The 25,673-nt window shown below is 34.0% G+C and carries 20 protein-coding genes; 8 read left to right on the forward strand and 12 right to left on the reverse strand.

Annotated elements, in window-relative coordinates:
* Window positions 1-185 precede the first annotated feature (185 nt).
* The 5 genes from AMQ68_RS20605 to AMQ68_RS20625 form a co-directional block, all read right to left on the reverse strand.
* Entirely contained in the window at window positions 186-755 is a 570-nt protein-coding gene (locus AMQ68_RS20605; protein ID WP_054512465.1) for an isoprenylcysteine carboxylmethyltransferase family protein, read from the reverse strand.
* A complete protein-coding gene (locus AMQ68_RS20610) occupies window positions 756-2,066 on the reverse strand; it encodes a 2TM domain-containing protein (RefSeq protein WP_054512466.1) in 1,311 nt (436 codons plus the stop codon).
* A 137-nt stretch (window positions 2,067-2,203) separates the two neighbouring features.
* Entirely contained in the window at window positions 2,204-2,854 is a 651-nt protein-coding gene (locus AMQ68_RS20615; RefSeq protein ID WP_054512467.1) for a hypothetical protein, read from the reverse strand.
* Window positions 2,855-2,936: 82 nt separating this feature from the next.
* Window positions 2,937-5,180, reverse strand: a complete 2,244-nt coding sequence (locus tag AMQ68_RS20620) for a TonB-dependent receptor (protein ID WP_054512468.1) — start codon at window positions 5,178-5,180, stop codon at window positions 2,937-2,939.
* 93 nt (window positions 5,181-5,273) lie between these two features.
* A complete protein-coding gene (locus AMQ68_RS20625; protein WP_054512469.1) occupies window positions 5,274-6,176 on the reverse strand; it encodes a GyrI-like domain-containing protein in 903 nt (300 codons plus the stop codon).
* Between the two features lie 138 nt (window positions 6,177-6,314).
* Between AMQ68_RS20625 and AMQ68_RS20630 the strand changes: the two genes are divergently transcribed.
* Window positions 6,315-6,818 (forward strand): superoxide dismutase family protein, encoded by a 504-nt coding sequence (locus tag AMQ68_RS20630; protein ID WP_054512882.1) that lies wholly within the window; start codon window positions 6,315-6,317, stop codon window positions 6,816-6,818.
* Between the two features lie 74 nt (window positions 6,819-6,892).
* On the opposite strand, the gene AMQ68_RS20635 is transcribed toward AMQ68_RS20630, so the two are convergent.
* From AMQ68_RS20635 to AMQ68_RS20645, 3 genes are all read right to left on the reverse strand, one after another.
* Window positions 6,893-7,762, reverse strand: a complete 870-nt coding sequence (locus AMQ68_RS20635; RefSeq protein WP_241775193.1) for a mechanosensitive ion channel family protein — start codon at window positions 7,760-7,762, stop codon at window positions 6,893-6,895.
* Between the two features lie 17 nt (window positions 7,763-7,779).
* Window positions 7,780-9,909, reverse strand: a complete 2,130-nt coding sequence (locus AMQ68_RS20640) for a carboxy terminal-processing peptidase (RefSeq protein WP_054512470.1) — start codon at window positions 9,907-9,909, stop codon at window positions 7,780-7,782.
* A 114-nt stretch (window positions 9,910-10,023) separates the two neighbouring features.
* A complete protein-coding gene (locus AMQ68_RS20645) occupies window positions 10,024-10,386 on the reverse strand; it encodes a hypothetical protein (protein ID WP_123905746.1) in 363 nt (120 codons plus the stop codon).
* A gap of 627 nt (window positions 10,387-11,013) precedes the next feature.
* On the opposite strand from AMQ68_RS20645, the gene surE reads away from it, so the two are divergent.
* Both surE and AMQ68_RS20660 read left to right on the forward strand, forming a co-directional pair.
* A complete protein-coding gene (gene surE / locus AMQ68_RS20655; protein ID WP_054512473.1) occupies window positions 11,014-11,784 on the forward strand; it encodes a 5'/3'-nucleotidase SurE in 771 nt (256 codons plus the stop codon).
* A gap of 181 nt (window positions 11,785-11,965) precedes the next feature.
* On the forward strand, window positions 11,966-13,006 hold the full coding sequence (locus AMQ68_RS20660; protein ID WP_054512474.1) for a GMP reductase: 1,041 nt from the start codon (window positions 11,966-11,968) through the stop codon (window positions 13,004-13,006).
* Between the two features lie 66 nt (window positions 13,007-13,072).
* Here the strand turns inward: AMQ68_RS20660 and fabG are convergent, their stop codons facing one another.
* The 4 genes from fabG to AMQ68_RS20680 all read right to left on the reverse strand — a co-directional run bounded on the left by fabG (window position 13,073) and on the right by AMQ68_RS20680 (window position 17,755).
* Entirely contained in the window at window positions 13,073-13,819 is a 747-nt protein-coding gene (gene fabG / locus AMQ68_RS20665) for a 3-oxoacyl-[acyl-carrier-protein] reductase (RefSeq protein ID WP_054512475.1), read from the reverse strand.
* 176 nt (window positions 13,820-13,995) lie between these two features.
* On the reverse strand, window positions 13,996-15,474 hold the full coding sequence (locus tag AMQ68_RS20670; protein WP_123905747.1) for a WG repeat-containing protein: 1,479 nt from the start codon (window positions 15,472-15,474) through the stop codon (window positions 13,996-13,998).
* 8 nt (window positions 15,475-15,482) lie between these two features.
* Window positions 15,483-16,157 (reverse strand): 16S rRNA (cytidine(1402)-2'-O)-methyltransferase, encoded by a 675-nt coding sequence (rsmI, locus tag AMQ68_RS20675; protein WP_054512477.1) that lies wholly within the window; start codon window positions 16,155-16,157, stop codon window positions 15,483-15,485.
* 8 nt (window positions 16,158-16,165) lie between these two features.
* Window positions 16,166-17,755: a hypothetical protein gene (locus AMQ68_RS20680; RefSeq protein WP_054512478.1), complete on the reverse strand. Its 1,590-nt coding sequence runs from the start codon at window positions 17,753-17,755 to the stop codon at window positions 16,166-16,168.
* A gap of 60 nt (window positions 17,756-17,815) precedes the next feature.
* Here AMQ68_RS20680 and AMQ68_RS20685 point away from each other — a divergent pair, with 60 nt between their 5' ends.
* The 5 genes from AMQ68_RS20685 (at window position 17,816) to mnmG (ending at window position 25,582) form a co-directional block, all read left to right on the forward strand.
* Window positions 17,816-18,406, forward strand: coding sequence for a thymidine kinase (locus AMQ68_RS20685; protein WP_054512479.1), 591 nt, complete (start codon window positions 17,816-17,818; stop codon window positions 18,404-18,406).
* A gap of 154 nt (window positions 18,407-18,560) precedes the next feature.
* Window positions 18,561-21,008 carry a bifunctional UDP-N-acetylmuramoyl-tripeptide:D-alanyl-D-alanine ligase/alanine racemase gene (locus tag AMQ68_RS20690; protein ID WP_054512480.1) on the forward strand — a complete coding sequence of 816 codons (2,448 nt, stop codon included), beginning with the start codon at window positions 18,561-18,563 and terminating at the stop codon, window positions 21,006-21,008.
* 2 nt (window positions 21,009-21,010) lie between these two features.
* Window positions 21,011-23,167, forward strand: coding sequence for a patatin-like phospholipase family protein (locus AMQ68_RS20695; RefSeq protein WP_054512481.1), 2,157 nt, complete (start codon window positions 21,011-21,013; stop codon window positions 23,165-23,167).
* A 4-nt stretch (window positions 23,168-23,171) separates the two neighbouring features.
* The gene (gene ybeY, locus AMQ68_RS20700; protein WP_054512482.1) at window positions 23,172-23,582 is read left to right on the forward strand and encodes an rRNA maturation RNase YbeY; all 411 of its coding nucleotides are present in this window, start codon (window positions 23,172-23,174) and stop codon (window positions 23,580-23,582) included.
* A gap of 137 nt (window positions 23,583-23,719) precedes the next feature.
* Window positions 23,720-25,582, forward strand: coding sequence for a tRNA uridine-5-carboxymethylaminomethyl(34) synthesis enzyme MnmG (gene mnmG, locus AMQ68_RS20705; protein WP_054512884.1), 1,863 nt, complete (start codon window positions 23,720-23,722; stop codon window positions 25,580-25,582).
* The last annotated feature ends 91 nt before the right edge of the window (window positions 25,583-25,673 follow it).

The following is a 25,673-nucleotide window of genomic DNA, read 5'->3' on the forward strand; positions in this document are numbered from 1 at the left end:
GAGCTTCCAATCAACTTTATCTTACTGAGTTGTAGAAAATGGATACTGAAATGTAAAAATCTAAATTTAATGGAAATTACGGGGCTTAATTTTTCTTTCTCTCGCGGATTTTGCAGATGATTGGGTTTAATTTTTGTGTGGAAAATAGACGCCTCAACAAGGTTTAAGTTTACGATTAGTTCTATTTAATAAATAAACGGAATCAGTTTTTTTGTAGATTTTCTATATTCGATATATTCTTCTCCAAATTGTTCTACCAAGGCCTGTTCTTCAATTTTAATTCTGTAGCTGAATGCTAATAAGGGAGGAACAAATGCTAAAATCAACGAAAACCAATTATTTAAATATAAACCTAGACCAAAAGAAGTCAATAAAGAAAAAGCATACGATGGATGTCTCAGATATTTATAAAATCCCTCTTTTTTGATTTTATGATCTTCTCTTATCGTTACATCAACCGTAAAATACTTTCCTAAAGATCTGATGATGATGAATCTTAAAATGATTCCGGTAAGAATACAAATTTCACCAAGATAAAAGATCCAGACAGAGTGAACAATGGGAAATTTCACACTGTATGAAACTGTTACAGATGCCACAATAGAAAAAGGAATGGCAATCCATAGTACATTCAATGTAGATTTATCTTTGTTTTTCTGGTCTTTTTCTCCTGATTTCAATATCCTTTTATAAAGAAATTCACTCAGAAACCAAGCCACCATTGAAAAATAAAAAATGACGTGTAGCGTTTCCATTTACTTCTCTTTATTCATTAATTCTCTGATTTTCTTTTCTTCCCAGTTTTTCCCAATGGCAAAAACATTCATTCCGTGTGCTAAAACACCAATTCCCCAACCCAGCATCGGAAAGTAAAACCAAATATGTTTGGGGTTTGTAATCAAATTAATAATGATCAAAAACGGAATAATTACACAATAAGAAATAAGGTTTCCATAGAAACTTTTGATCTCTTTCACCCGTTTTTTTGCTCTTTCATAGGCTTTATCACTATCCTCAGGTTTCACACTGACAACGTTTGGCTTACCCGATAATATCGGAAGTTTCACTTTAAAATAATCTTCAGATTTTTCAATGAAAACATTCTTCTTGGTGAGCAAAGCATAACGCTGAACAATATTCGCCAGTCCAATCCCTGCGCTCTCTTTCATCTGTTCTCTCACCTGCAGGTTATTTTCAATGCACAGCGTATCATTTTCAGAAAAAACTTTGATGATTAATGGTTTTGAAGATGTGGCAAAATTATGTTTGATACAATTTTCCAACAGCAATTGCAGCGAAAGTGGAACTACATATCTTCGGTAATCTTCTTGATCAACATCAAAAACAAAATCTACGCTGTCTTCAAATCTTGTTTTTAATAGATCACAATACGTTTTTGCAAATTCTATCTCGTCTTCTACTGTAACTAATTCTTTATCTTTCTGTTCCAAAACATACCGGTAAATCTTTGACATTGAAGCCGTAAACTTCTGCGCCTGTCTCGGATTTTCATCAATTAATGAACTTAAAACATTCAATGAATTGAAAAGAAAATGCGGATCAAGCTGGTTTTTTAAACTTTCAAACTGTGCGTTGGCAGATTTTGCGATGAGTTTCTGCTCTACCACTTCTTTTTTGGAAGTTTTTTTCAGCTCTTCCATAAAGCCTCTTGCATGAAGAAAAGCGGAGATCAGTAAAGCAACATTAATGGTAAACCAATTGATGAAATTATATCGTCCTGAAAAATATTCTGTTGTATTTACCGCCTTCTGAATCAGTACAAAATTCACATAATTACAGAAATACACCAATATGACATTGGCAATAAGAATAGAAATAATGCTTATCGCAGCTCTTTTAGTAGTGGCTTCAGACCAGGGGAATTTTTTATTAAGAAAGTCATTCAACATACCGTTTCCGCCCGCCAAAACGAATGAATACATGAAAGAGATCAAGACCGTTAATAAAAAGTTTTCAATCGTTTTTTCATCTGTAAAAGCGAAAAAGAAAAACATTGAAGTAGCCAATGATATCCAAAGTAAGGTGATAAAGTTTTTACGTTTCATGATTCAATTTCTTAGCTCAAATTTAGACTATATTCAAAATATTTAAAATTATTTCTTGCCGAACCGTCATATTTAATTCCTGAACGGCACAAAAAAACCTTCCATGATTTGGAAGGCTTAGAATATTTTTAAATTTATTATTTAGTGGCCTGACTGATAAAATACTGAGCTTCTCCTTTCCCCCAGTTTGGATCTAATGCAGATTTTGGTTGATAAGAATTATATTTCTCTAATGCCAGTTTAAACATCTCAATCCCTTTGGTCTTGCTACCTCCGTATTGCTCAGGAGTGAAATAGGTATCTTCAGCTTTTATCAAAGCAATTCTTGGATTGGCTGGATCTAATTTCTCAGCAATTTTAAGTTCCTCTCCCGCCTTTGCACCATCTGTCATAAATCTTTGTTGAGGATTCACCATCATCTTTAAAGAGGATGCCATTTTTCTCAATAAATGAACCTCAGCATTATTTTTTTGACCTGCATTTTCAGCAGCATCCAGATATTTTTCTGCTTGTCCGGCAATGATATCCAACTCTATCATCTTCCCTTCTCTCATCTGAACTCTCCCTTTTTGAATATAAGCAAAAGCAGCATAATAAGACGGTAACCATTGCGTTGTTTCTTTCTTCCCGATTCTGTCGAAATCATTCGCTAATGTCTGAAAATCTTCGGAAGATTTACATGATTCTAATTTTGCAATTTTTTCAGTCATTGCTTTTTCATAAGCAGTCTGAGCAAAAGCCGTTAAACTCATTAATACTAAAGCAAAGCTTAATAGGTATTTTTTCATTTTTTCTAAGTTTTTTGAGGTTAGTTTATATTGTATTGTCTGTTATATTTTTAATTAATAAAACGATTGGGTTTCTGATATTTTACAGATTATTATTGATCGCATCTTGGGTTTTATCTACACCAAAACTTATAAATGCGCCTACAAAAACAAAGGTATTAATCGGCGGAACCACTCCAGAACTTCTGGATCCGTCTTGAGAGAAATTGTAGCCATACACATTTTTTGTTCCTAAGACATTCGAGATACTCAATACAAAAATGGTGAACGCTTTAGCATCTTTTTTTCCAAGATTCGGAAGATAATTAAAACTTAAATTAAGAGCATTATAGTCTTTTAATCTGCCTTCATTTCTTGTATAATTGATACTGCTCCCATTAACCTCTTTCGTTGCAAAATCATAATATGGGCGTCCTTTTGCGTAGCTATACGATAGGTTAACCCCTAATTTCCATTCCGGAATAAATCTTTTGGCAACTGCTGAAAGGGTATGTGCTGATGCGAAATTAGGCTGTAAACTTACTGGATAATTCATAAAATCTCTTTTTGAATCCAAGTATGAATAACTGATCCAATAATCGATATTATCAAAGGTTTTCTTGTCTCTCCAGAACAGCTCCAACCCTTTTGCATAACCAAAACCATTATTATTATCAGCTCTTTGAATCGGTTGAGCTTGATTATCATTAAATCCAAGATTTGACACTTTAATCAGCTGATCATATTTCTTATAAAAAGCCTCAAATCGTAAACTTCTGCCATCTGTTGCTCTCTGAACCTGAAAAATATAATGCTGAGACTTTTGAAAATCAAGATTGGCAGGACCATTAATATATTTACTTTCAGGGTTTTGATAGAATAATCCATAAGCAAAAGAGGTGGTCCAGTCTTTTGCGAAACGGTAAGCCAAAGCCAATCTTGGAGCAATGTTGCTTTTTCCGAGATAAGATGAATTCTCTGCCCTCACTCCTATTTTAGCAGATAAATTGTTACTGAAACCCAAATCTGTTTCTACAAAAGCAGCTGAGATTAAATCTTTATAATGCTTATTGATTTCTTCAAACGTCAGTTTTTCATCAGTATTATTTAATTCAAAACCTCCTCTTACAGCACTGATTCTATTTATTTTTCTTTCTAAAACTGCTTTAAAATTGATGTAATTTCCATCGGTAAGCAATCTTGTCTTATCCGATTCAATGTCATTGGGTTCGGTTGAAAAATTAAGACCTGTTCTGTTGAATGAATACGATGTTCCTGCGTTGAGAAGATATTTCCCGAATTTCTGCTTGAAAGATAAGTTGTGATAGGTGTTTTTCCCTTTCAACTTAATTAAAGAATATTCATTATCAGCTTCTAAGCTTTCTGTTTTTACACCCATGCTATTGGTATCATATTTTCCGTAATATTTGAAAAACCCACCTGATTTTGTTTTAATTCTAAAATTAGCATCAGCATTTAAACCTTGTGGAGCATCGATAAAATCGGTATTAAAATCGAAAACTTTCTGCATTAAATTCAAATTAGAATATCCTAAAGTTGCGCCATAAGAATGTGTTTTATCATCGCTTAGCTTTTGAAAGCCAACATTCGCAAAAATCGGAGAAATACCAAAATCATAAGAACTCTGGTCCGGAAGATCTACACTTTCCAACATTAATGCTCCGGAAAGAGCCTGCCCGTACAATGCTGAATATCCTCCGCTTGAAAATACATTTCCTTTAAAAAGTGACGTATTAAAACGATCTCTACCCGCAATTCCCGGAACTGAGCTGGAGAAATAATTGTTAATTAAGCTTCCATCCATAAAGATCTTAGATTCTGTTCCTGTCCCTCCTCTGATGAATAATCCTTCAGACTCTCCTACTTTCTGTACACCCGGAAGATAGGTTAATGCAGAAGTAATCTGCCCGTCTGCCCCTGCCGTTGTATACACGTCAATAGGTGTTAATAATGCGGTTGCTCTTTTCTTATCGCTTGCTTCTATGGAGCCTGCTGAGATCACGACGGCATCAATTTCGTTAATCTGTTCTTTCAATTCTACATTGACGGATATTTCCTGATTTTCAATGACAATTGGTTTTTCTACATCATTGTATTTTGGGTGGGTAAATATCAAAGTATGGTTTCCTTTTTCTGACGTTTCAAATGAGAAGTTACCATTTGTATCGGTTGTAGCTCCATCATACGTGTCTTTCAAGGTGATATTTATTTCGCTGATTCCTTTATTTCTAAAAGTTACTTTTCCTGTAATTTTCACCTGAGCATAGCTTAGAGAAAATGAGAAAAAAGCAATAAGAAATAAGAATCTTTGTGTCTGCGTTTTCATTGTTTTTAATTTTCGGATCAAAAATACAGTTGAAAATGCCTTTCGGTGAAAAAAAACTTACCGAAAGGCATACTTTGAACTCTGAGTCGCAGATTAGTGAATAGGGATGCAAAAATCAACAATCATTTTCCCTTCCGGATGCTCTTTGAAATTGGAATGATAGATCTCAAAAGGAAAAGCTTTTCGGATGGAATACTGGTTCTCATTCATCCATAAGAATAAAGAGGCCCAGCACTTTTCAAAATCATTCAGGGTAACTTCTCCGCTGCCGATGATAAATTTACCCGCTTCAATGGTCTCAGGAAAAACTTCCCCTTCCTGCTCCATGAGTTGATTATCAAGAAGCATAGATGCGTGAATCCTTACTTTTTCGGGAGGTGTTACTTTGAAGCTGTCATGATAAACGGAGATCATTTTTACATTTTCACGGGGAAAAAGCTGTTTCTTTTTAGCCCAATTGATTAAGATATCATAAGACTTTTCTACATCAGCCAATCCAAGGCTCATTACACACGCAAGATTCATTTCCTGCAGTTCTGTTACTTTAATTTTTAAATTCATTGTTCGCCAGTTTAATAGGTTTTCTACCTTGCAAATGTATTGTCGAAAAACCGTATCAACTTGTCCGTTCTTGCTCTCAACTTGTAAAATCTTGTGGAAACTTTCTGGGGCAGACCTACGAAATTCGGAAGGTGACTTTCCGTAGTATTTTTTAAACGTTTTATTAAAGACAGAATGGTTTGCAAATCCAAGTTCCATGTATATTTCCTTAATGTCTACATTCTTCCTTAAAGCAAGATATAAAGCACTTTTTTCAATTTTCTTTCGGATGATATAGTTCTGAAGTGTTTCTCCCGTAATGAGCTTAAAAATTCTATGAAAATGAAAGGGAGAATAGGCGCCTAGAGCAGCCACTTTTTCAAGACTGAGGTCATCATCCAAATGATTGTCTATATATTTAATGATCCTGATGATTCTTCTTTTATATTCTTCCAATTGTTGTTTTTACCCGTAAAAGTAAGAAGATAAAGGATAGAGAATTTGTCTTTTATTGCGAATGTTGGAAATAAAGATTCTATGAATTTTTATTTTAAATATTACTTACCTTTATATCAATATAAAAAATCATTTAAAATGAAAGTACAAACATTAGCATTATTGGCTGGTTGTGCATTATTTGCTGTTTCTTGCGGAACTACAAAAATGTATTCTGTAAACGCTAAAAGCGGAACACAAACTGGAGGAACTGCAAAGTTTACTCAAAACGGAAACGAAGTTGTAATGAAGCTTGATGTCACCAATCTTACTCCGGGGATCCACGCTGTACATATTCATGAAAAAGGTGACTGCTCTGCAGCTGATGGAACGTCTACAGGAGGACACTGGAATCCAGGAAAAGACGATCATGGTAAATGGGGAGCTGAGCATTTCCACATGGGAGATATCGGGAATTTAGTGGCTAATAAAGACGGTGTTGCCACATTGACTTTCAAAACCGACAAATGGTGTCTTGGATGTACTGACGAATCTAAAAATATCATCGGAAAAGGAATGATTATTCATGCAGCAGCAGATGATTTCCATACTCAGCCTACAGGAAATGCAGGCGGAAGAGTGGGATGTGTAGAAATTAAATAGTACAATTCTTTCAGAAAAAGGTAATAAAAAAATCCGTTTCACGACTTGTGAAACGGATTTTTTGTTTTGATTTATTATTGAAAAGTATTCTTAGGAAAGTCTAAGGTCCTGATAGGATATGGGATATTGATCTCATTTTCCCGAAACTTCCTTAATATTGATTTCCTAATATTACTTCGCATCGTTGGCTGTCTAAATAAATTTTTTGTATGATAAAACATTTTAAAATCTAAAGAGCTATCTCCAAAATTTTCCAGCCTTACGGAGGGGAGCGGATCTTTAAGCACGCTTTCATGTTCTAGTGCGGCCTCTACCATTAACTTCTCCAATAGCTCCAGATCTGTATCATAATGCACTCCGACCGTAATTTCAAAAGCGACCACTTCGTCATTATGAGAGAAATTCACCAGTCTATTTTTAGTTAAAACAGAATTGGGAAAAATAATACTCTTATTATCTCTGGTAAGAATCGTGGTCGTTCTCATTTTAATTTCCTGAACCTCGCCTATAATTCCATCGAGGTCTACCACATCTCCCACTCGTATTGTCCTGTCTAACAAAATAATGATCCCCGATATAAAATCTAAAAACAAATTTTGCAGACCAAGACCTATACCTACCAAAATTACGCTTGAACCTACGAGTAATGGAGACATATCCAATCCGAGCATTTTCATGACCAGAAAGAACATAATAATTACGATCACGTAATGGAATACCTGCGAAAACGCAAACTTTTTACCTAGATCAAATCTTTCAGATTTATAAATAAGCCTTCGTATTATTTTCGAGACAACCAATCCTATAATAAGGATCATGAACGCTCCTATTATTTCGTAGACCGTAAGATTATACTTACCCAGCGAAAATATTTTGTATTCTAAAATCTCTTTAAATGTTACATTTACATTGTCATTTATTACGTTATTAATCTCATTCATCATTTGGTTTGTGTGTGTGTTTATTTTTTTACATTCATATCGCCTATGATATTCATTGCTTCCTGAAGGTAAGGGTCTTTCTTAAGATTTTTGATCCACATTTCAGATTTCTTCTTGAATGCTTCATCTTTTTTCTCTCTATCTACTTCATTGGGATACAAAATAAACTGAAGACCGTTTTCAAATTTCGTTAATGCTTTGAATTTTTCAATCTGAGCTTTTCTTTGCTTCATCAAGTCATTAAACTTATTGATGTTAAGCGTGATTGTCTCTTCTTTATCTAATTTCTCTCTCCATTGCGCAGATTCTAATAACAACTGATAGTTGGTATTTTTAGCCATTCTATCGTTGCTTGCTTTTTCTAATGCTTTCACATCAAAATAGTTTAGTTTCTGGAAGTTGGTGCTAGGAATTTTATCCCACGCCAATGCATAATCATCATATCGCTCTCCTATTTCAGCATAGGTAAAGAAGTCTTTCATCTGAATATCAGAAACAATACCTTTTCTCTGCGTAGACTCTCCTGTAATTCTGTAGAACTTCTGGATCGTTAATTTTAAAGAACCGAAATCATCTTCACTGTTTAAGAATCTATTTAAATCAACAAAAGTCTGAACCGTTCCTTTTCCGAAAGACTGTGGAGAACCGATAATCATCGCTCTTCCAGTATCCTGCATTGCACCCGCCAAGATCTCTGAAGCTGAAGCCGAAAGTTCATTTTGCATAATAACAACCGGTCCTGTCCAGATTGGAGTTTCCTGTTTGTTTTTCAGCGTCTGAATTTTTCCGTTTCCGTCTTTTACCTGAACATAAGGTCCTGCATTCATGAAAAGTCCCATGATATCACCTACTTCCGTTAGAGATCCACCACCGTTATTTCTTAGATCTAAAACAATTCCTTCGATGTTTTGAGCTTTCAGTTTAATGATCTCATTTTTAATGTCATCAGAAGCATTTCTTCCTTTTGGATCTTCAAAATCAGCATTGAAACTTGGTAAATTAATGAAACCATATTTCTTACCGTTTGGAGAATTTACAACAATACTTCTTGCGAAAGTATCTTCAATGGCAACTTCTTCACGGATCATTGTTACTTCTTTAGTCGTTCCGTCTTTCTTCTGAACTGTTAATGTAACCGGAGTTCCTTTTTCCCCTCTGATGTATCTTACCGCTTCCTCAGAAAGCATTCCTACCACATTTACAGCATCATCTTTTGGTTTAGATTTTACTTTTAGGATCTTATCTCCTTCTGTAAGCTGCTTCGATTTCCAAGCTGGCGCTCCGATGGTAAGAGGACCTAAATATAAATATCCTTTTTTCTCTTGGATCACTGCTCCGATTCCGATCACTTTTCCTGTGAAAGCCATATCAAATTCTTCCTTATCTTTTGGAGAATAGTAATTGGTATGAGGATCAAAAACTTCTGTATATGCATTCATATACACTGTGAACCAGTTCATTTTATTTCTCTTCTTAAACCTCGTAAACGTATCTTTTACAAGATCTTTTACTTCGTCCGTTGCCTTTACTTTCTTCTGTTCAGGCGTAAGAATCTGAAGTTTAATTGTATCCTGCAATTTATATTTCTGTACAGAATCTTTTTTCTCTTTTTGAGCAAGTTCTTTGCTGTTTAAAGATTCAATTTCCTGAAGAATATTGTATTTAATGAACTTTTTCCATTCATTATACTGATCTTGCTTAGAAGCTGGTGCTTTTTTAAGTTTATTTTCTAAAACCAAACTCTCATCTTCTTCAAGGTTGATTGGCTTACTGAAAATATCCTGAGTTAATTTATCAATCTCATCAACCCTTTGAAAAAGTCTGTCCGTCGTTAATTTATAGAACGTAAGATCACCGATATTCAGATAATCATCAAGCTTTGTTTCGTGCTTGCTGAATTCATCCATATCAGATTGCAGGAAATATCTTTTTCCCGGATCTATCATCTCAAAATATTGTTTGTAAACATCCTTAGAATAAGCATCATTAATAGCTTTTGGGCTGTAATGTAGATAAGAAAGAGTGTTCTTTACGCTCACCATTATCGTCTGCATCTTTTCATCATCATTTTTAGGTGAGTTGAAACAAAACATTAGACTTGTTAATGGAATTAGGAGTAAAAATTTATTTAGCTTGAAATTTTTCCACATAAATCTGTAATGTATTTTATTAATTTTTTAAAAAGTATTTTAATTAGTAGTAATTTTTAAATTACTGTTACAAACTATCAAATTTAATACCTTATTTATAAATATCAGATAGTTTTAAGAGTTTTTATTATTAGAAGTATGCTGCTTTATTTTTCGATCTTCAATTAATGTCAAAATATACAGAGGAAAGAATGAAACGATGATTCTCAAAGCTTCTCCAAATTTATACTCATAATATTTTCCGCCATCGATACAGAAAAAGCAGACTGAGATAAAAATCACTAAAAAACTGCAAGAATAAGTAATATGATAATCAGAATTTTTATTAGCAGCATAAATAACATAGGTGAAACTAAAACCCAGATAACTGAACATCATAAAACAAGTCGTAAGTATACTCATTTCTCCTTCAAAGTCGAGAAAATCAAGACTGCTCAAACCAATTAAAATTAAAGCTCCCAAGAGAAAATTTGCCAAAGATCTCTTTCTTTTCCATGAATAAATAAGGATTATTATAGTGATTAATAAAACTGAAAATTGAAAAAAATTAATATTCATCATACCCTTTTTTTATACAAAAGATAGTAGATATAAACGTAGAGAGGTAGGAATGCAATGAGAATATTTCCTACTATAAGAAATGCATATTTCACTCCATCCATTGACGTAAAAATAAACACTAACATTGCAGAAATTATTGGAAAAAAGAAAAAATATTCCCTACGATTTTGTGGCTTTATCAATAATATGATCAAACTGATTATATTAAAAACAATATAGCCTATAAAATTTAACATACATAGCAATATATCTCCTTGGGAAGATTTTGATGACCATCTTTCAACATTAATTAAAAGTGGAATTATAAATAATCCTAAAAGAAAGCTCGATATTATTTTGCTGCTTATCTCTCCTTTTACAATTATTGGAAGGGCCAGTAAGCTTAAAATTATTACTACAGAAATTAGAATACCCATTGAGTGAATTTATTTGGAATTAGTTTATGCAAAAATGAACAAAAGTGATCAAAGTTCAAATAATATTTAAAATCGAAGTTTTTAAAGAAAGTCTTTTATCCTATATTTGTTAAAATTAAAATATAATATGGAAAGACCTCTTATTCTGGTTACTAATGATGATGGAATTACAGCACCTGGTATCAGAAATCTTATCAGTTTTATGAACGAAATCGGAGAAGTTGTTGTTGTAGCGCCCAATTCTCCTCAAAGCGGAAAAGGACACGCTATTACCATTAATTCTACCTTAAGTTACGAAGAAGTAACCTTAGACGGCCCACAAACAGACTTTTCTTGTAGTGGAACTCCCGTTGACTGTGTGAAAATGGCTCTTGATAAAATCATGACAAGAAGACCGGATATCGTAGTTTCAGGAATCAATCATGGAGCAAATTCTTCAATTAATGTAATCTATTCCGGAACAATGTCTGCAGCGGTAGAAGCTGGTGTGGAAGGCATTCCTGCAATCGGATTTTCATTGCTTGATTTCAGTTGGGAAGCCGATTTTTCTCAAGCTAAAGAATTTATTCAAAATATCGTTAGAAGAACATTGGAAAACCCAATGCCAAAAGGAATTGTATTAAATGTAAACATTCCGAAACTTCCTGCAGGAGAAATCAAAGGGATTAAAGTTTGTAAACAAGCTAACGCAAAATGGGAAGAAAGTTTTGACGAAAGAGTAAGCCCACACGGAAAAAAATATTACTGGCTAACAGGATATTTCAATAATATGGATAAATCTGAGGATGCTGATGAAACAGCTTTGGCTGCCGGATACATCTCCATTGTTCCTGTAAAATTTGATATGACCGCCTACGAATACATTAAAACGTTGGAAGAAGTCATGAAATTTGATTAAAATAAACCTAAGGCGTAAATTATTTTACGCCTTATTTCATACATCCCTTTTATTCAGAAAAAAGGTAATCTAAGACTTTGAAACAATCAAAATTTACTCATAATAAATTCACAAAGTCCCTTTTCTTCTTATTTTCATTAAATCTTTTTCTTAAATTTATTCTTATTAATTTATCCAAATTATGAGAATAGAATATGATATCAAACTGGGTTTTAAAGATGTAATGTTTCGCCCAAAGCGTTCTACCTTAAAATCCCGTTCAGAAGTGAGCCTAGAGAGAGAATTTACGTTCAAACATACCCAAAAGAAATGGCAGGGAACTCCCATTATCGCTGCAAATATGGATACGGTGGGAACTTTTGAAATGGCGGTAGAATTAGCAAAAGATAAAATTATTACAGCCATCCACAAACATTATTCTGTTGAAGAATGGAGTACCTTTTTAAATAGTCAGCCCGAAAGTATTCATCAATATATTGCCTTAAGCACCGGAACCGGAAAAGCGGATGAAGAAAAGCTGAAACAGATCATTGGAAAGCACCCTAAAATCGAGTTTTTATGCATTGATGTAGCCAATGGTTATTCCGAGCATTTTGTGGACTTTGTAAAGAATGCAAGAGCTAATTTTCCTGATAAGATCATTATCGCAGGGAATGTAGTAACCGGTGAGATGGTAGAAGAGCTTCTTTTGGTAGGTGCAGATATCATTAAAGTAGGAATCGGACCAGGTTCTGTGTGTACAACGCGTGTAAAAACCGGAGTTGGATATCCTCAGCTATCTGCCATTATTGAATGTTCTGATGCTGCTCACGGTTTGGGTGGACATATCATTGCAGATGGAGGCTGTAAAGTTCCTGGAGATGTTGCTAAAGCCTTTGGTGGCGGTGCAGATTTTGTGATGCTTGGCGGAATGTTTGCCGGTCATGATGAAAGCGGCGGCGAAATTATAGAAGAAAATGGTAAAAAATACCGAACTTTTTACGGAATGAGTTCAAAAACAGCAATGGATAAACACTCAGGTGGGGTTGCTGAATACAGAGCTTCAGAAGGAAAAACAGTAAAAGTAGCGTATAAAGGTCCGGTTTCAGAGACGGTAAAAGATATTCTAGGAGGTGTACGTTCAACATGTACTTATGTGGGAGCATCGAAGCTGAAGGAATTGTCAAAAAGAACGACTTTTATTAGAGTTCAGGAACAGGAGAATCAGGTTTTTAAAGACTGATTTTTTAGAAATAACAAAAGCCGTTCAGACTGAACGGCTTTTTATATATTTTTAAGGTAGAGCTTCTTATGGCATTAGCATTCCTCCATCAATATTCAATGTTTGACCTGTAACATACGCAGACATATCACTTGCGAAGAAAACACATGCATTCGCAATATCTTCGGGTTGTCCACCTCTTTTTAATGGAATCCCATCTCTCCAAGCCTGTACTGCTTTTTCATCTAAAGCTGCCGTCATTTCAGTTTCAATAAAACCTGGTGCAACAGCGTTACAACGAATATTTCTTGAACCTAATTCCAACGCTACAGATTTTGTAAACCCAATAACTCCCGCTTTAGTAGCTGCATAGTTTGCCTGTCCTGCATTTCCTTTAATACCCACAACAGAACTCATATTGATAATAGAACCGGATTTTGCCTTCATCATCGGCTTAATAACCGCCTTTGTAAGGTTGAATACTGAATCTAAGTTTACTTTGATAACACTGTCCCAATCGTCTTTTGACATTCTCATTAATAGCCCATCTTTGGTAATTCCTGCATTGTTAACAAGAATATCAATTTTACCAAACTCAGCCATTACATCATCTACTAATTTTTGAGCCGCATCGTAATCTGATGCATCAGATTGGTACCCTTTAATTTGAGTTACAGAACTTAAAGTCTCTTCTAATTCCTTTGCTTTATCTACAGAACCAGCGTAAGTGAATGCTACTTTTGCCCCCTGTTGAGCAAACATTTCTGCAATTCCTCTCCCGATTCCTCTCGTAGCTCCGGTAATTAGTGCTACCTTTCCTTCTAATAGTTTCATATCTATGACAATTATTTTTTCCTTTAATGAATTAGCTTATTGTGTTTTGGCTAATTTAATATATTTAATTTTATCTAAATTAAATGGTGCGCAAAGATATTATAAATTGTTATTCAATGCATTTTAAACTATTATTTTAATAAAAAATTAAGACTGTTTTTTGTCATGTATACAGGTTAATCTAATAGTATTTTATTTTCTGAGGATGAAAAGCTTAAGTATTCTGTGGTTTTATCTTTGGTAAGTTTCAACCCTTTTCTATCGGCGGAATATTTATCGTAAATAACGTCTTTCAACGGTTCATTTTTTAGGTTTGTAACCCCGAATTTATCTCCTTTCTGTACCACTACTTCATTTCCGGAAGTGAAAGTAACAATATCATCATACATAAATGCAATGATTTGTTTTCCTTCCTCATCCACCATTCCGTAAAGGTTTTCGCTGTTTTTACAGATGACAGCCGGATAAGACTGAAACGGCTTTATAGCAGCCACATCTTTAAGTGGAGTGTAAGATTTATCTTTGGGAGAAAAGGTATAGAAAGTATCTCCTTTTTTAACAATTAAATTATTAAAAAACACTTTTTCTATCTGATAATCTTCTTCTAAAACGCTCTTTAAATCTTTATCTAAAAGCTTCTCTTCACCATCTTTACTTACATACAAATAATTTTCACCTCTTAATTTAAAAGCTTCTATTACATCATATTCTTTAGGAAGAACAACTTCACCGTTGGTGCGAATAACCGCTATTTTAGGATTTTTATCGTCTTTCAAAGACTTAAACATTCCATTAAACAAGTGGCTTACAAACTCAAAATCGGTAGGATAAGATTTTTTTTCTGCTTTCGAAAAAATACTTGCTTTATTATCTTTTACCAGGTAAATATATTCTCTTCCTACAAAAGCCTGATCGTAGATTTCATCTTCCAAAACCTTTTCATTTTCATCTATGATTCCATATTTATTTTTGGCTTCATTTTTTGTAATAATGAAAGGATATCCGTTGATATCTTCAACATAATGATCAGAAAATGTACTTATTGTTTTTCCGTTATTATCCAGAACTTCGCCACTTCTAGCACCTGTCATAAGGTAAACCCTTCCTTTATAAAAACGAAGATTATCCTTAAATTCTCTATCGGAAACCTGCTGCCCATCAAAATTATAGATGACCCAGTTCTTATCTTTTTTTACAAAAAATCTGTTTTCACTGGCAAATTGTATGTCATCAAAGAAAGGAATGATTTCCTTTCCGTTAAAATCAAAAACAGCCACTTTCCCACTTTTAGAATAGATTAGTTTATCTTTATTCTCCCAGGTTCTGAATTTAAAATTATCAAGAGGAATTAGTTCTTTTCCATTAACATCAATTAAAGCCGTCTGTCCTTTAGCCTCTCCTTCTTTTACCTTTAAGATAAATCTATCTTTCCATAAATGGGTGATCTCATTTTTATACGGATAAGTAAACGTAATGGTACCTAAAGAATCAACAATACCTGATTTTCCAGTTTCCTGATCGACGATTATTCCATATCCTTTTGAATAAGACTGGACTTCTTTACCCAGCTTTTTGGATAACAGAATATTAGTGTATTGATCCGTTTGTTGTGCTATACAAAGCGATGAAAACAATACGAAAACTAGATTTTTCAATTAAAGATTTAAATAGAATTATTGATAATAAGAACGATCTCTCCTTTTAAAGTTTTGCTTTTGGAAAATTCAATTAATTCATTGATTGATCCTCTTTTAGTTTCTTCAAATTTCTTCGAAATCTCACGACTCAAACTTGCTTTTGTATGCTTTCCGAAGAACTCTTTTACCTGCTCCAGCGTAGTATTGATCTTGTGTGGGCTTTCGTATAAAACAATTGTTTTTTTCTCCTCTGCCAGTTGTTTCAGCTTTGTCTGTCTTCCTTTCTTTTGAGGAAGAAAACCAGCAAATAAAAACTCATTATTCGGAAGTCCGGACACCACCAAAGCCGGAACAAAAGCTGTTGCTCCCGGCAGGCATATCATTTCAATATCATTATCTGAACCTGCTTTACTTAATAAATACCCCGGATCTGAAATCCCCGGTGTTCCCGCATCGGTAATAATGGCAATATTCTGACCGCTTTTAAGATCATTAATTACCTTTTCTGTTGCCTGATGCTCATTATGTAAATGATAAGATCTTAATGGTTTAGAGATCTCGTAATGTTTTAAAAGAATTCCGGAAGTTCTTGTGTCTTCACATAAAATATAATCTACCTCTTTCAGTACTTTTACCGCCCTGAAAGTCATGTCTTCTAAGTTCCCAACCGGTGTGGGAACAAAATAAAGGATTCCGCTCAAAATTTAATTTATAAGAATTTATTTTCTACTAATATCCACAGTCTTTGAGCGTATTCATCAACCTTACTCCATTTTCTATCGTAGTAAAGGTCACTCAAATATTCTTTTGCTTCTTCTAATGTTCTGAACCTGTTAAGGACACCAATGGCATCATTCAGTTCAGATTGGCTTCCTCCAAATAGTGTTTTTGTGAAAGCAATCCTGTCATTTAAATCTAATTTAAATTCAGGTTTTGTTTTTTCCGCCTCCATTAAGTTGGTCGGAATATTTGTTTTCAGGATGCTTCCGGTTTCTTCTTTTACTACCGGAACCGGTTTTTCCTGAGGAGTTTCTATCTGTAAATGATCATCATCAAATAACGACTGAACAGCCTTTAATCCTTTGATATTAGACAGTCTTATCTTTTTCTCCTGATTATACGCTTCTAAATTTTCAAAGCTCTCATCAGAAGCTAGATGTTCCTTTTCATTATCATGAGAAGGTCTATCAAAATCTACAATTTTTCTTCTGTCTGATTCTTCTTCAGCTATTTTTTGCTCTTGTTTTTCTTCAACCTGAGCATCATTTTTAATTTCGCTGAGAATATTTTCAACATTAGACGTTTCATTTACCATTTCTCCCTGCTCTATCGATATATTGGAAGATACAAACTGTTCTTCATTTTCTTCGATAAGCATTTCATCATCATCTAAAATTTCAGTTTCAAAAGCGCTTGGAGTTTCTGCTGAAATTTCCTGCTTATATCCTTCAGTCTTTATTTCAGATTCAAAATTATACTGAACTTTCTCTTCTTCATCAAAATTATTGCTCTCATTTCCACGATCATCAGAGATTTCATTTTCAAATTCATCTATTTCGTTCAACTGATTATTAAAAATAACTTCCTCTTGCGTAATATGATGGCTGAATATCTCTTCTTGAATATCTTCGTCCGTTTCAGGTTCTGCATTGGCAAGAATCCTTTCTTCATCTACAAAGTTTAAAATACTTCCCTGATAATCTGAAGGTTGATCTTCATCAATTTCATTTAACTGATTATTAAAAACCACTTCCTCTTCCGTCACCTCTTCATTAGATTTTTTATCCTGAACAGCGTCAACGGTATCAGAATTTTCTTCAACAAAGGTAACTACATTTTCATGATATTCATTTTCAACAATTTCATTGAGTTGATTATTGAAAATGGCTTCTTCCTCAGCGGCTCCTACATGAAGATTTGGTGTACTGTTTTCACCATCAACAAAGGCTACCCCATTTTCTTCATAAGAAGATTTGTTGTCGTTTTCGTCTATTTCGTTGAACTCATTATTAAAAATAGCTTCTTCTTCGGTAACTTCATGGTTTGATTCCTGAGATTCAAAATCATTATTTACAAAAGAAATACTCTTTTCGTTTTCTGAGACCTGAGATTGATTGTCGGGGATGAAATACTCAATATTTTTTTCTAACAATCTTAAGAAAGAGATTCTATTAGCAAGCTCATCTACAAGATCTTGCTTAGAAAGTAATTCGTCAACATTGTTTATTTTCTCCAAAATATCAATGATATTCTTGGATTCAAAAAAAATCTTTTCCTTTAAATCTTGGATATTCTGCATATAAGATTGTTGTTAAAATTGCTTACTTTTGATGTTAAAAATATACGGCTAATTTAACAAATGTTTTTAGAAAATACAATTAATCATTCCAAACAAAGTGGTTGGATGGAAGTTATTTGTGGCTCAATGTTTTCCGGAAAAACGGAAGAGTTGATCAGAAGACTTCGAAGAGCTGAAATGGCAGGGCAAAATGTGGAAATTTTTAAACCAAAAACCGATACTCGATATTCCAATGAGGACGTGGTTTCTCATAACAAGAATACCATTCGCAGTACGGCAGTAGAAAACCCTAATGAAATCATATTATTGGGGTCTAATTGTGATGTTGTAGGCATTGATGAAGCACAGTTTTTCGACGAAAGTATTGTCGAAATTGCCAATCAATTAGCCAATAGCGGCATACGAGTAGTCATCGCAGGATTGGATATGGACTTTTTAGGAAGACCTTTTGGCCCGATGCCTAACTTAATGGCTACTGCAGAATACGTTACAAAAGTGCATGCTATTTGTAAGAGAACGGGTAATCTGGCCAACTACTCCATGAGAACTTCTCAGGGAGACGATTTGGTAGAATTAGGAGAAACCGAAAGTTACGAAGCAGTAAGCCGTCGTGTTTTTATTGAAGAAGTACTTTCAAAAAAGAATAAATAAATAGTAAATTAGGCTAATATTAAGTTTAATGCTAGATTTAATTAAAATATATTTTGGTTAAACACAAAGACGTAAATAAAATTAATAAAAACTTTACGTCTTTGTAATTTCCAACAAAAAAGCCAACACAAAAAATAAAGCAGAAAGGGCACCAATGAATTATACAGTACACCAAATTGCAGAAATCACCAATGCTAACATTATTGGAGATGAAAATTTAATTATCAAAAACATCGCTTTTGATAGCAGGATTATATATTCTACTAAGAACGCCGCCTTTATTGCAATTAATACTCAAAAAAATTCAGGGGAAAAATTTATTGAATCTGCTATTGATAGAGGAATAACAATAATTATTTCTGAACATCATTATCCTCAGTTTGAAAATGTAACGTGGATCATTGTTGAAAATTCTGTTGAATTTCTTCAAAAATTAGCGAAATATCATTTCGAAAATTCTTCCATTAAATCCATTGGAATTACAGGAAGTAACGGAAAAACGATTCTTAAAGAATGGCTATACCAATGTCTTTGGAATGAATTCCCGACAGTGAAAAGTCCAAAAAGTTTTAATTCACAAATTGGTCTTCCTCTTTCTTTGCTTCAAATTAATAATTCTCACCAATTGGGAATTTTTGAAGTAGGAATTTCAAAGCCCAATGAAATGCAGAATCTGGAAAATATTTTCCATCCACAGATTGGTTTGCTTACTCATATTGGAACGGCACATGCTGCCAATTTCGAATCGGAGGAGGAATTAATCGATGAAAAGATTAAACTTTTTAAAGATTCTGAAGTGATCATTTATAATGGTGATAATGCACTCGTCAGCAATAAAATAAATAAACTGTATTCAAGTAAAAAATTAATTTCTTACGGCTTTAAAAAAGAGAATCAGGTTTTCATTAAAAACAATATTTCCAAGGATGAAAATATTGTTGTGGAATATTTTGGGGAAGAGATCAGTTTTTCAGCCCATCAAAGGGATGAAGCTACTTTAACCAATGCTTTAGCCCTTATTACGGTGCTAAAGGAGTTGGGAATAGAAAATCAGAAGATCATTGAAAAAATCAACGCTTTAAAGGCTGTAGAAATGCGACTTGAAGCGATTGAAGGAAGTAAAAATAATATCATCATTAATGATTCTTTTAATCTGGATCTGGATTCTTTAAAAACTGCCCTACAATTTTTAAAAGAGTATAACAAGTCTAAAAAATCTTTGGTTCTCACCGACATTGTTGGCGTGAATTCTAATTCTCAGGAATTGTATGAAGAGGTTTCAGATCTTGTGAATGAACAGAAATTTGATTCGGTTTTCTTAATTGGTGATGAAATATCAAAGTTTAGTGATTTATTTAAATCTAAAACATCTACTTTCATTAACACTCAAGAATTAATTGAAAGCAAACATCTTACAGAAATTGAAAACCAAATTATTCTTCTGAAAGGGGCAAGAAAATTTGAGATTGAAAGACTAAAAGATCTGCTTGAGCTCAGGAAACATGATACCGTTTTAGAAATTAATCTGAATGCGATTCTTCATAACATTAATTATCATAAGTCTTTACTGAAACCTTCCACCAAAATGATGGCTATGGTAAAAGCAAATGCTTATGGATTAGGAAGTTATGAGATTTCAGAATTTCTACAGCATCATCATATTGATTATCTTGGTGTTGCGTTTGTAGATGAAGGTGTGGAACTTAGAAAAAAAGGAATTACCATCCCTATTGTGGTGATGAATCCTGAGCAACATAGCTATGATACCGTGATTCAATATAATCTAGAACCGGAAATTTATAGTTTCAGGGTATTGGAGTTGTTTTACGAAGCAGTTCAAAAATCAGGATACGACAAAAAATATCCTATCCATATCAAACTGGAAACGGGAATGCATCGTCTTGGTTTTAAAGATGCTGAATTAGATCAATTAAGCGAAACTTTAAATAATATCAATGTACAGGTTCAAAGTATTTTCAGTCATCTATCGTCTTCAGATGTACCGGCTGAGAAAGAATTTACATTGAATCAATTAAAAACCTTTGAAAAAAACTCCAGCTCCCTCATTGAAAAATTGAACTACACGCCTATCCGACATATCTTAAATTCTTCCGGAATTACAAGCTATACCCATCATGAATATGATATGGTAAGAATTGGGATTGGAATGCTAGGAGAATCACCAAGTAGTGAAATACAAAAACAATTACAATCTGTTGTAAGCTTTAAAACAGTAATCTCCCAAATCTCTTTGGTAGAAAACGGAGAATCTGTAGGCTACAGCAGAAAGTACAAGACAGATCATACAACCAAAATAGCGACTGTTCCTGTTGGCTATGCAGACGGAATTCCAAGATTAATAGGAAACCAAATAGGAAATTTTGCAGTACACAAAACCTTAGCCCCTATTGTTGGGAATATCTGTATGGATATGATGATGCTGAATGTAGATCACATTCCCAATGTGAAAGAAGGAGATACGGTAACTATTTTCAATGCAAAACCAAGTTTAAAAGAATTCGCAGCATACTGCAAAACCATAACCTACGAAGTATTAACTTCCATCTCACCTCGGGTGAAAAGGATTTATATAAAAGACTAACTATGAGAAAACTTTTGATTCTCTTATTCGTGTTCCAATTACTTTTGATCCAGTCTCAAGTAAAAAAGAATTTGGTAATTCCTAAAAATCCCAGAATAGGCCTCTCATTGGCCGGTGGCGGAGCCAAAGGTTTTTCGCATGTTGGAGTACTCAAAGTATTAGATTCTCTAGGAGTAAAAGTAGATTACATTGCCGGGACAAGTATGGGCGCTATCGTTGGCGGTTTATACGCCTCCGGATATTCTGGAAAAGAGATCGAAAAAATAGTGATGGACACCGATTTCTATTCTTTAATTATGGATCCTAAATCTAGAAAAGAAAGTACATTCTTTAATAAATCTGTAGACAAGTATCTTTTTTCTATTCCATTAAAAAATGGAAAAATCACACTTCCCTCTTCCATAAGCTCAGGTCAGAAAAATGTTTATTTACTGAAAGAGCTTTTCAAAAATGTTTCTAATATTGATGACTTTTCAAAACTTCCTATTCCGTTCATGTGTGTTGCAACCAACCTAGAAAGTGGAAACATGCAGATCTTTGAAAAAGGAGATTTGGTACAGTCTATCATGGCAAGTTCTGCCTTCCCTTCATTAATGGATCCTGTGAAAATTGGGGACAGTATTTATATTGACGGAGCGATGACGGTAAACTATCCATCAAAGCCATTAAAGGATAAAGGGATCGATATTGTGATCGGTGTGGATCTTAATCAAGACCTATCCAGCAGAGAAGATTTAAACAGTATTATAGCCATCCTGAATCAAGTGATTGATATGAATATCCATAAGGATACAAAACGTCAATACAAGTTCACAGATATTAATATTAAGCCTAATTTAAAAGGCATGTCTGCCACAAGCTATGATGACAAGAAAAAAATTCTTGACAGCGGATATGTGGAAGGTTTAAAATATGTGAATATATTAAATGAACTTCCCAAGCGTTCATTTGACCGGTTGAGGCAACAGGTAAATCCTATCTATTCTAATGTATATAAAATTGACAGTATCGCATTGGAAGGAGATAAAATTTTTGGAAAAAACTATGTCCTAGGAAAAATGGGACTTCGCCTACCCTCTTTACAAACCTATGGAAGTATTAATAAAAAGATTGATAAACTGGTAGCCACCAACAATTATAAATTTATTAATTACGATATCGTTTCAGAGAACGATGCCAACTACCTTAAGTTGTATGTAACCGAAGATGAAGCAAGGCATTTTGTAAAATTTGGTCTTCACTATGATGAAGTCTTTAAGACAGGTTTATTATTAAACTATTCTGCAAAACGTCTGTTGTTTAAAAATTCGAATCTTTCCCTGGATGTAATTGTAGGAGATAAGCCTAGATATTACTTAAATTATTTTATTGATAACGGATATATTCCGGGATTAGGATTCTACTCCTCAGGAATGAGCTTCGATCTAAAAGATGCCAATAATTATAATGTAGATAAATGGAAATGGCTGAGAAATGAGATCTACATCCAATCTACATGGAAGGATAAGTTCGCCATAGGAGGTGGTTTAAGTCACGATTATTTTGATGCCGAAGCCAATGGTACCAATGAACGAATTAGCCGCTTTCTAAACCCCTATGTTTTCATTAAAAGCGACACCCAGGACGACAAAGACTTCCCTACTAAAGGACTCTATATTTCTGCTGAAGGAAAGGCCATAGATTTAATGAAATCTGAAGTAGATAAAAGATTGGTACAGGTAAAAGCTGATATTAGAATCAGTATTCCTTTAACAAAACAATTCTCTTATCGTCTTAATCTTTATGGTGGAATTACCATTGGCGAGAATCTTCCTCAATTTTATCAATACCGTTTAGGAGGTGTTTTCGAACAAAATATGGTCAACTTCAAAAGCTTTGCAGGATTCTATTTTTCACAGCTTAATTCAAATAATGTTATATTAATATCCAATGATCTTCAGTTTAAATTTGAGAAGAATTATTTCTTAAGCGGAAATTTCTCTTTTGCTAATTTATCTGATGACATTACTTTCGAAGATGCCGTTAAATTGAACTATAGTTCAGTAGGGATCTCGGCAGGTTATAAATCTCCGTTTGGACAGATAAGACTAAACTTTAGTCACTCACTTAAAAATAATCAAAAAGGTATATTCAGTGTTATATTAGGACACTGGTTTTAAAACAATGATACAATTCTTTTACGAAAACTTACCCTCAACGGTAAATACAGAATACACGAAATGGCTGGAAGATCTTATTCTTTCAGAAGGAAAAAAATTAGGAGAAATCAATTACATTTTCTGTGACGACGAATATCTGCTGAAGATAAATCAAGACTATCTGCAGCATGATTATTATACAGATATCATCACTTTTGATTATGTAAAAGGTAAAACAATAAGCGCTGAGATTTTTGTATCTTTGCAGCGCATTTCAGACAACGCTTCTACCCTATCCAAAAATCACGAAGAAGAACTAAGAAGAGTTTTAGCTCATGGCATTCTTCATCTTTGTGGATACAAGGATAAAACGGAAGAAGAAGAGAAAGCAATGCGAGGAAAAGAAGATTTTTATTTAGCAAAGTATACTAATTAATTTATATCAAAGAGATTTTTATCTACGCTAAATAACACGAAATAGAAACACTTTTTAGAATTTATTTCGACGCAATGTTTCACGTGAAACATTTAAAAAAGATAAAAAATTTAAGGCTTAAAACAAGCAACATAAAAATGATTTCAGAAATATATGATGTAATCGTAGTTGGTGCGGGTCACGCAGGATGTGAAGCAGCAGCAGCAGCAGCCAACTTAGGGTCGAAAACTTTGCTCGTTACAATGAACATGCAAACAATCGGACAAATGAGCTGTAACCCAGCAATGGGAGGTATTGCAAAGGGACAAATTGTAAGAGAGATTGATGCAATGGGAGGATACTCCGGAATTATAGCAGACAAATCTGCGATACAATTCAAAATGCTAAACCTTTCAAAAGGTCCTGCGATGTGGTCTCCAAGAACACAAAACGACAGAATGCTTTTTGCAGAAGAATGGCGTTATGCATTAGAAAATACTCCAAATCTTGATTTCTTTCAGGATATGGTAAAGAGCTTAATTATTGAAAATGATAGAGCCGTTGGAGTTGTAACTTCATTAGGAATTCAAATAAGATCCAAATCTGTAGTTCTTACAAATGGTACTTTCCTTAACGGATTGATCCACGTTGGAGACAAACAATTAGGTGGTGGAAGAATGGGTGAACCAAGAGCATTTGGTATTACCGAACAACTCGTTTCTTTAGGTTTTGAATCTGGAAGAATGAAGACCGGTACTCCACCCCGCGTAGATGGAAGAAGCTTGGATTATTCTAAAATGGAAGAACAAAAGGGAGATGAAAATCCTCAAAAATTCAGCTATCTTGATACTCCAAAATTAACAAAACAATTAAGCTGTCATATCGTTTATACCAACGAAGCGGTGCATGATATTTTACGTGAAGGTTTCGACAGAAGCCCAATGTTCAATGGTACCATTCAAAGTTTAGGACCAAGATATTGTCCTAGTATTGAAGACAAGATTAATCGTTTTGCAGAAAGAACAAGACACCAGCTTTTCGTAGAACCGGAAGGATGGAAAACTGTAGAGATTTATGTAAACGGTTTCAGCTCTTCTCTTCCTGAAGACGTTCAGCTTAAAGCAATGAAACATATCCCAGGATTTGAGAATGTAAAAGTATTCCGTCCGGGTTATGCTATCGAATATGACTACTTCCCTCCTACTCAATTAAAACATACCTTAGAAACAAAATTGATCGGTAACTTATATTTTGCAGGTCAGATCAATGGAACAACAGGCTACGAAGAAGCTGCCGGACAAGGTTTAATTGCAGGGATAAACGCTCACAATAAAGTACACGATAAAGAAGATTTTATACTTAACAGAGACGAAGCATATATCGGAGTTTTAATTGATGATTTAATTACGAAAGGTACAGAAGAGCCTTACAGAATGTTTACTTCTCGTGCAGAATACAGACTTCTTTTAAGACAAGATAATGCAGATATCAGATTAACTGAAAAGGCTTATAACTTAGGTTTAGCAAAAGAAGATAGACTGAAAAGAGTTCAGGAGAAAATCACTAAAAGTGAAGAACTTGAAGCCTTCTTACGAGAAACTTCTTTAAAGCCTGGAGTTATTAATCCTATTTTAGAGAGTATAGAAAGTAATCCTGTAGACCAAGCTTACAGAGCTGCGCAGTTCCTTACAAGACCAAATATTACCCTAGAAAAGCTAGAAAATATTGAAGCTATTAAGCTAGTTACTTCTACTTACGATGATGAAGTAAGAGAACAAGCAGAAGTAAATATTAAATACAGAGGATATATTGAGAAAGAAAAAGAAAATGTAGCCAAACTGAATCGTCTAGAAAACGTTAAGATTCCAGAAGATTTTGATTATTTAGCTATTACAAGCCTTTCTTCAGAAGCTAAACAGAAAATGACTAAGGTAAAGCCAAAAACTTTAGCACAAGCAGGCAGAATAAGCGGAGTATCTCCGGCCGATATTAATGTTTTAATGGTGTATCTAGGACGTTAAATTAAGAAATGTTTCACGTGGAACATTTGTAAAATAAAAGAGAAAATTAAGATGTCTATGAGCTTACTATAGTTTATAAATATCTTAATTT

The sequence above is a fragment of the Chryseobacterium sp. ERMR1:04 genome (assembly GCF_001297705.1).
Taxonomy (GTDB): Bacteria; Bacteroidota; Bacteroidia; order Flavobacteriales; family Weeksellaceae; genus Chryseobacterium.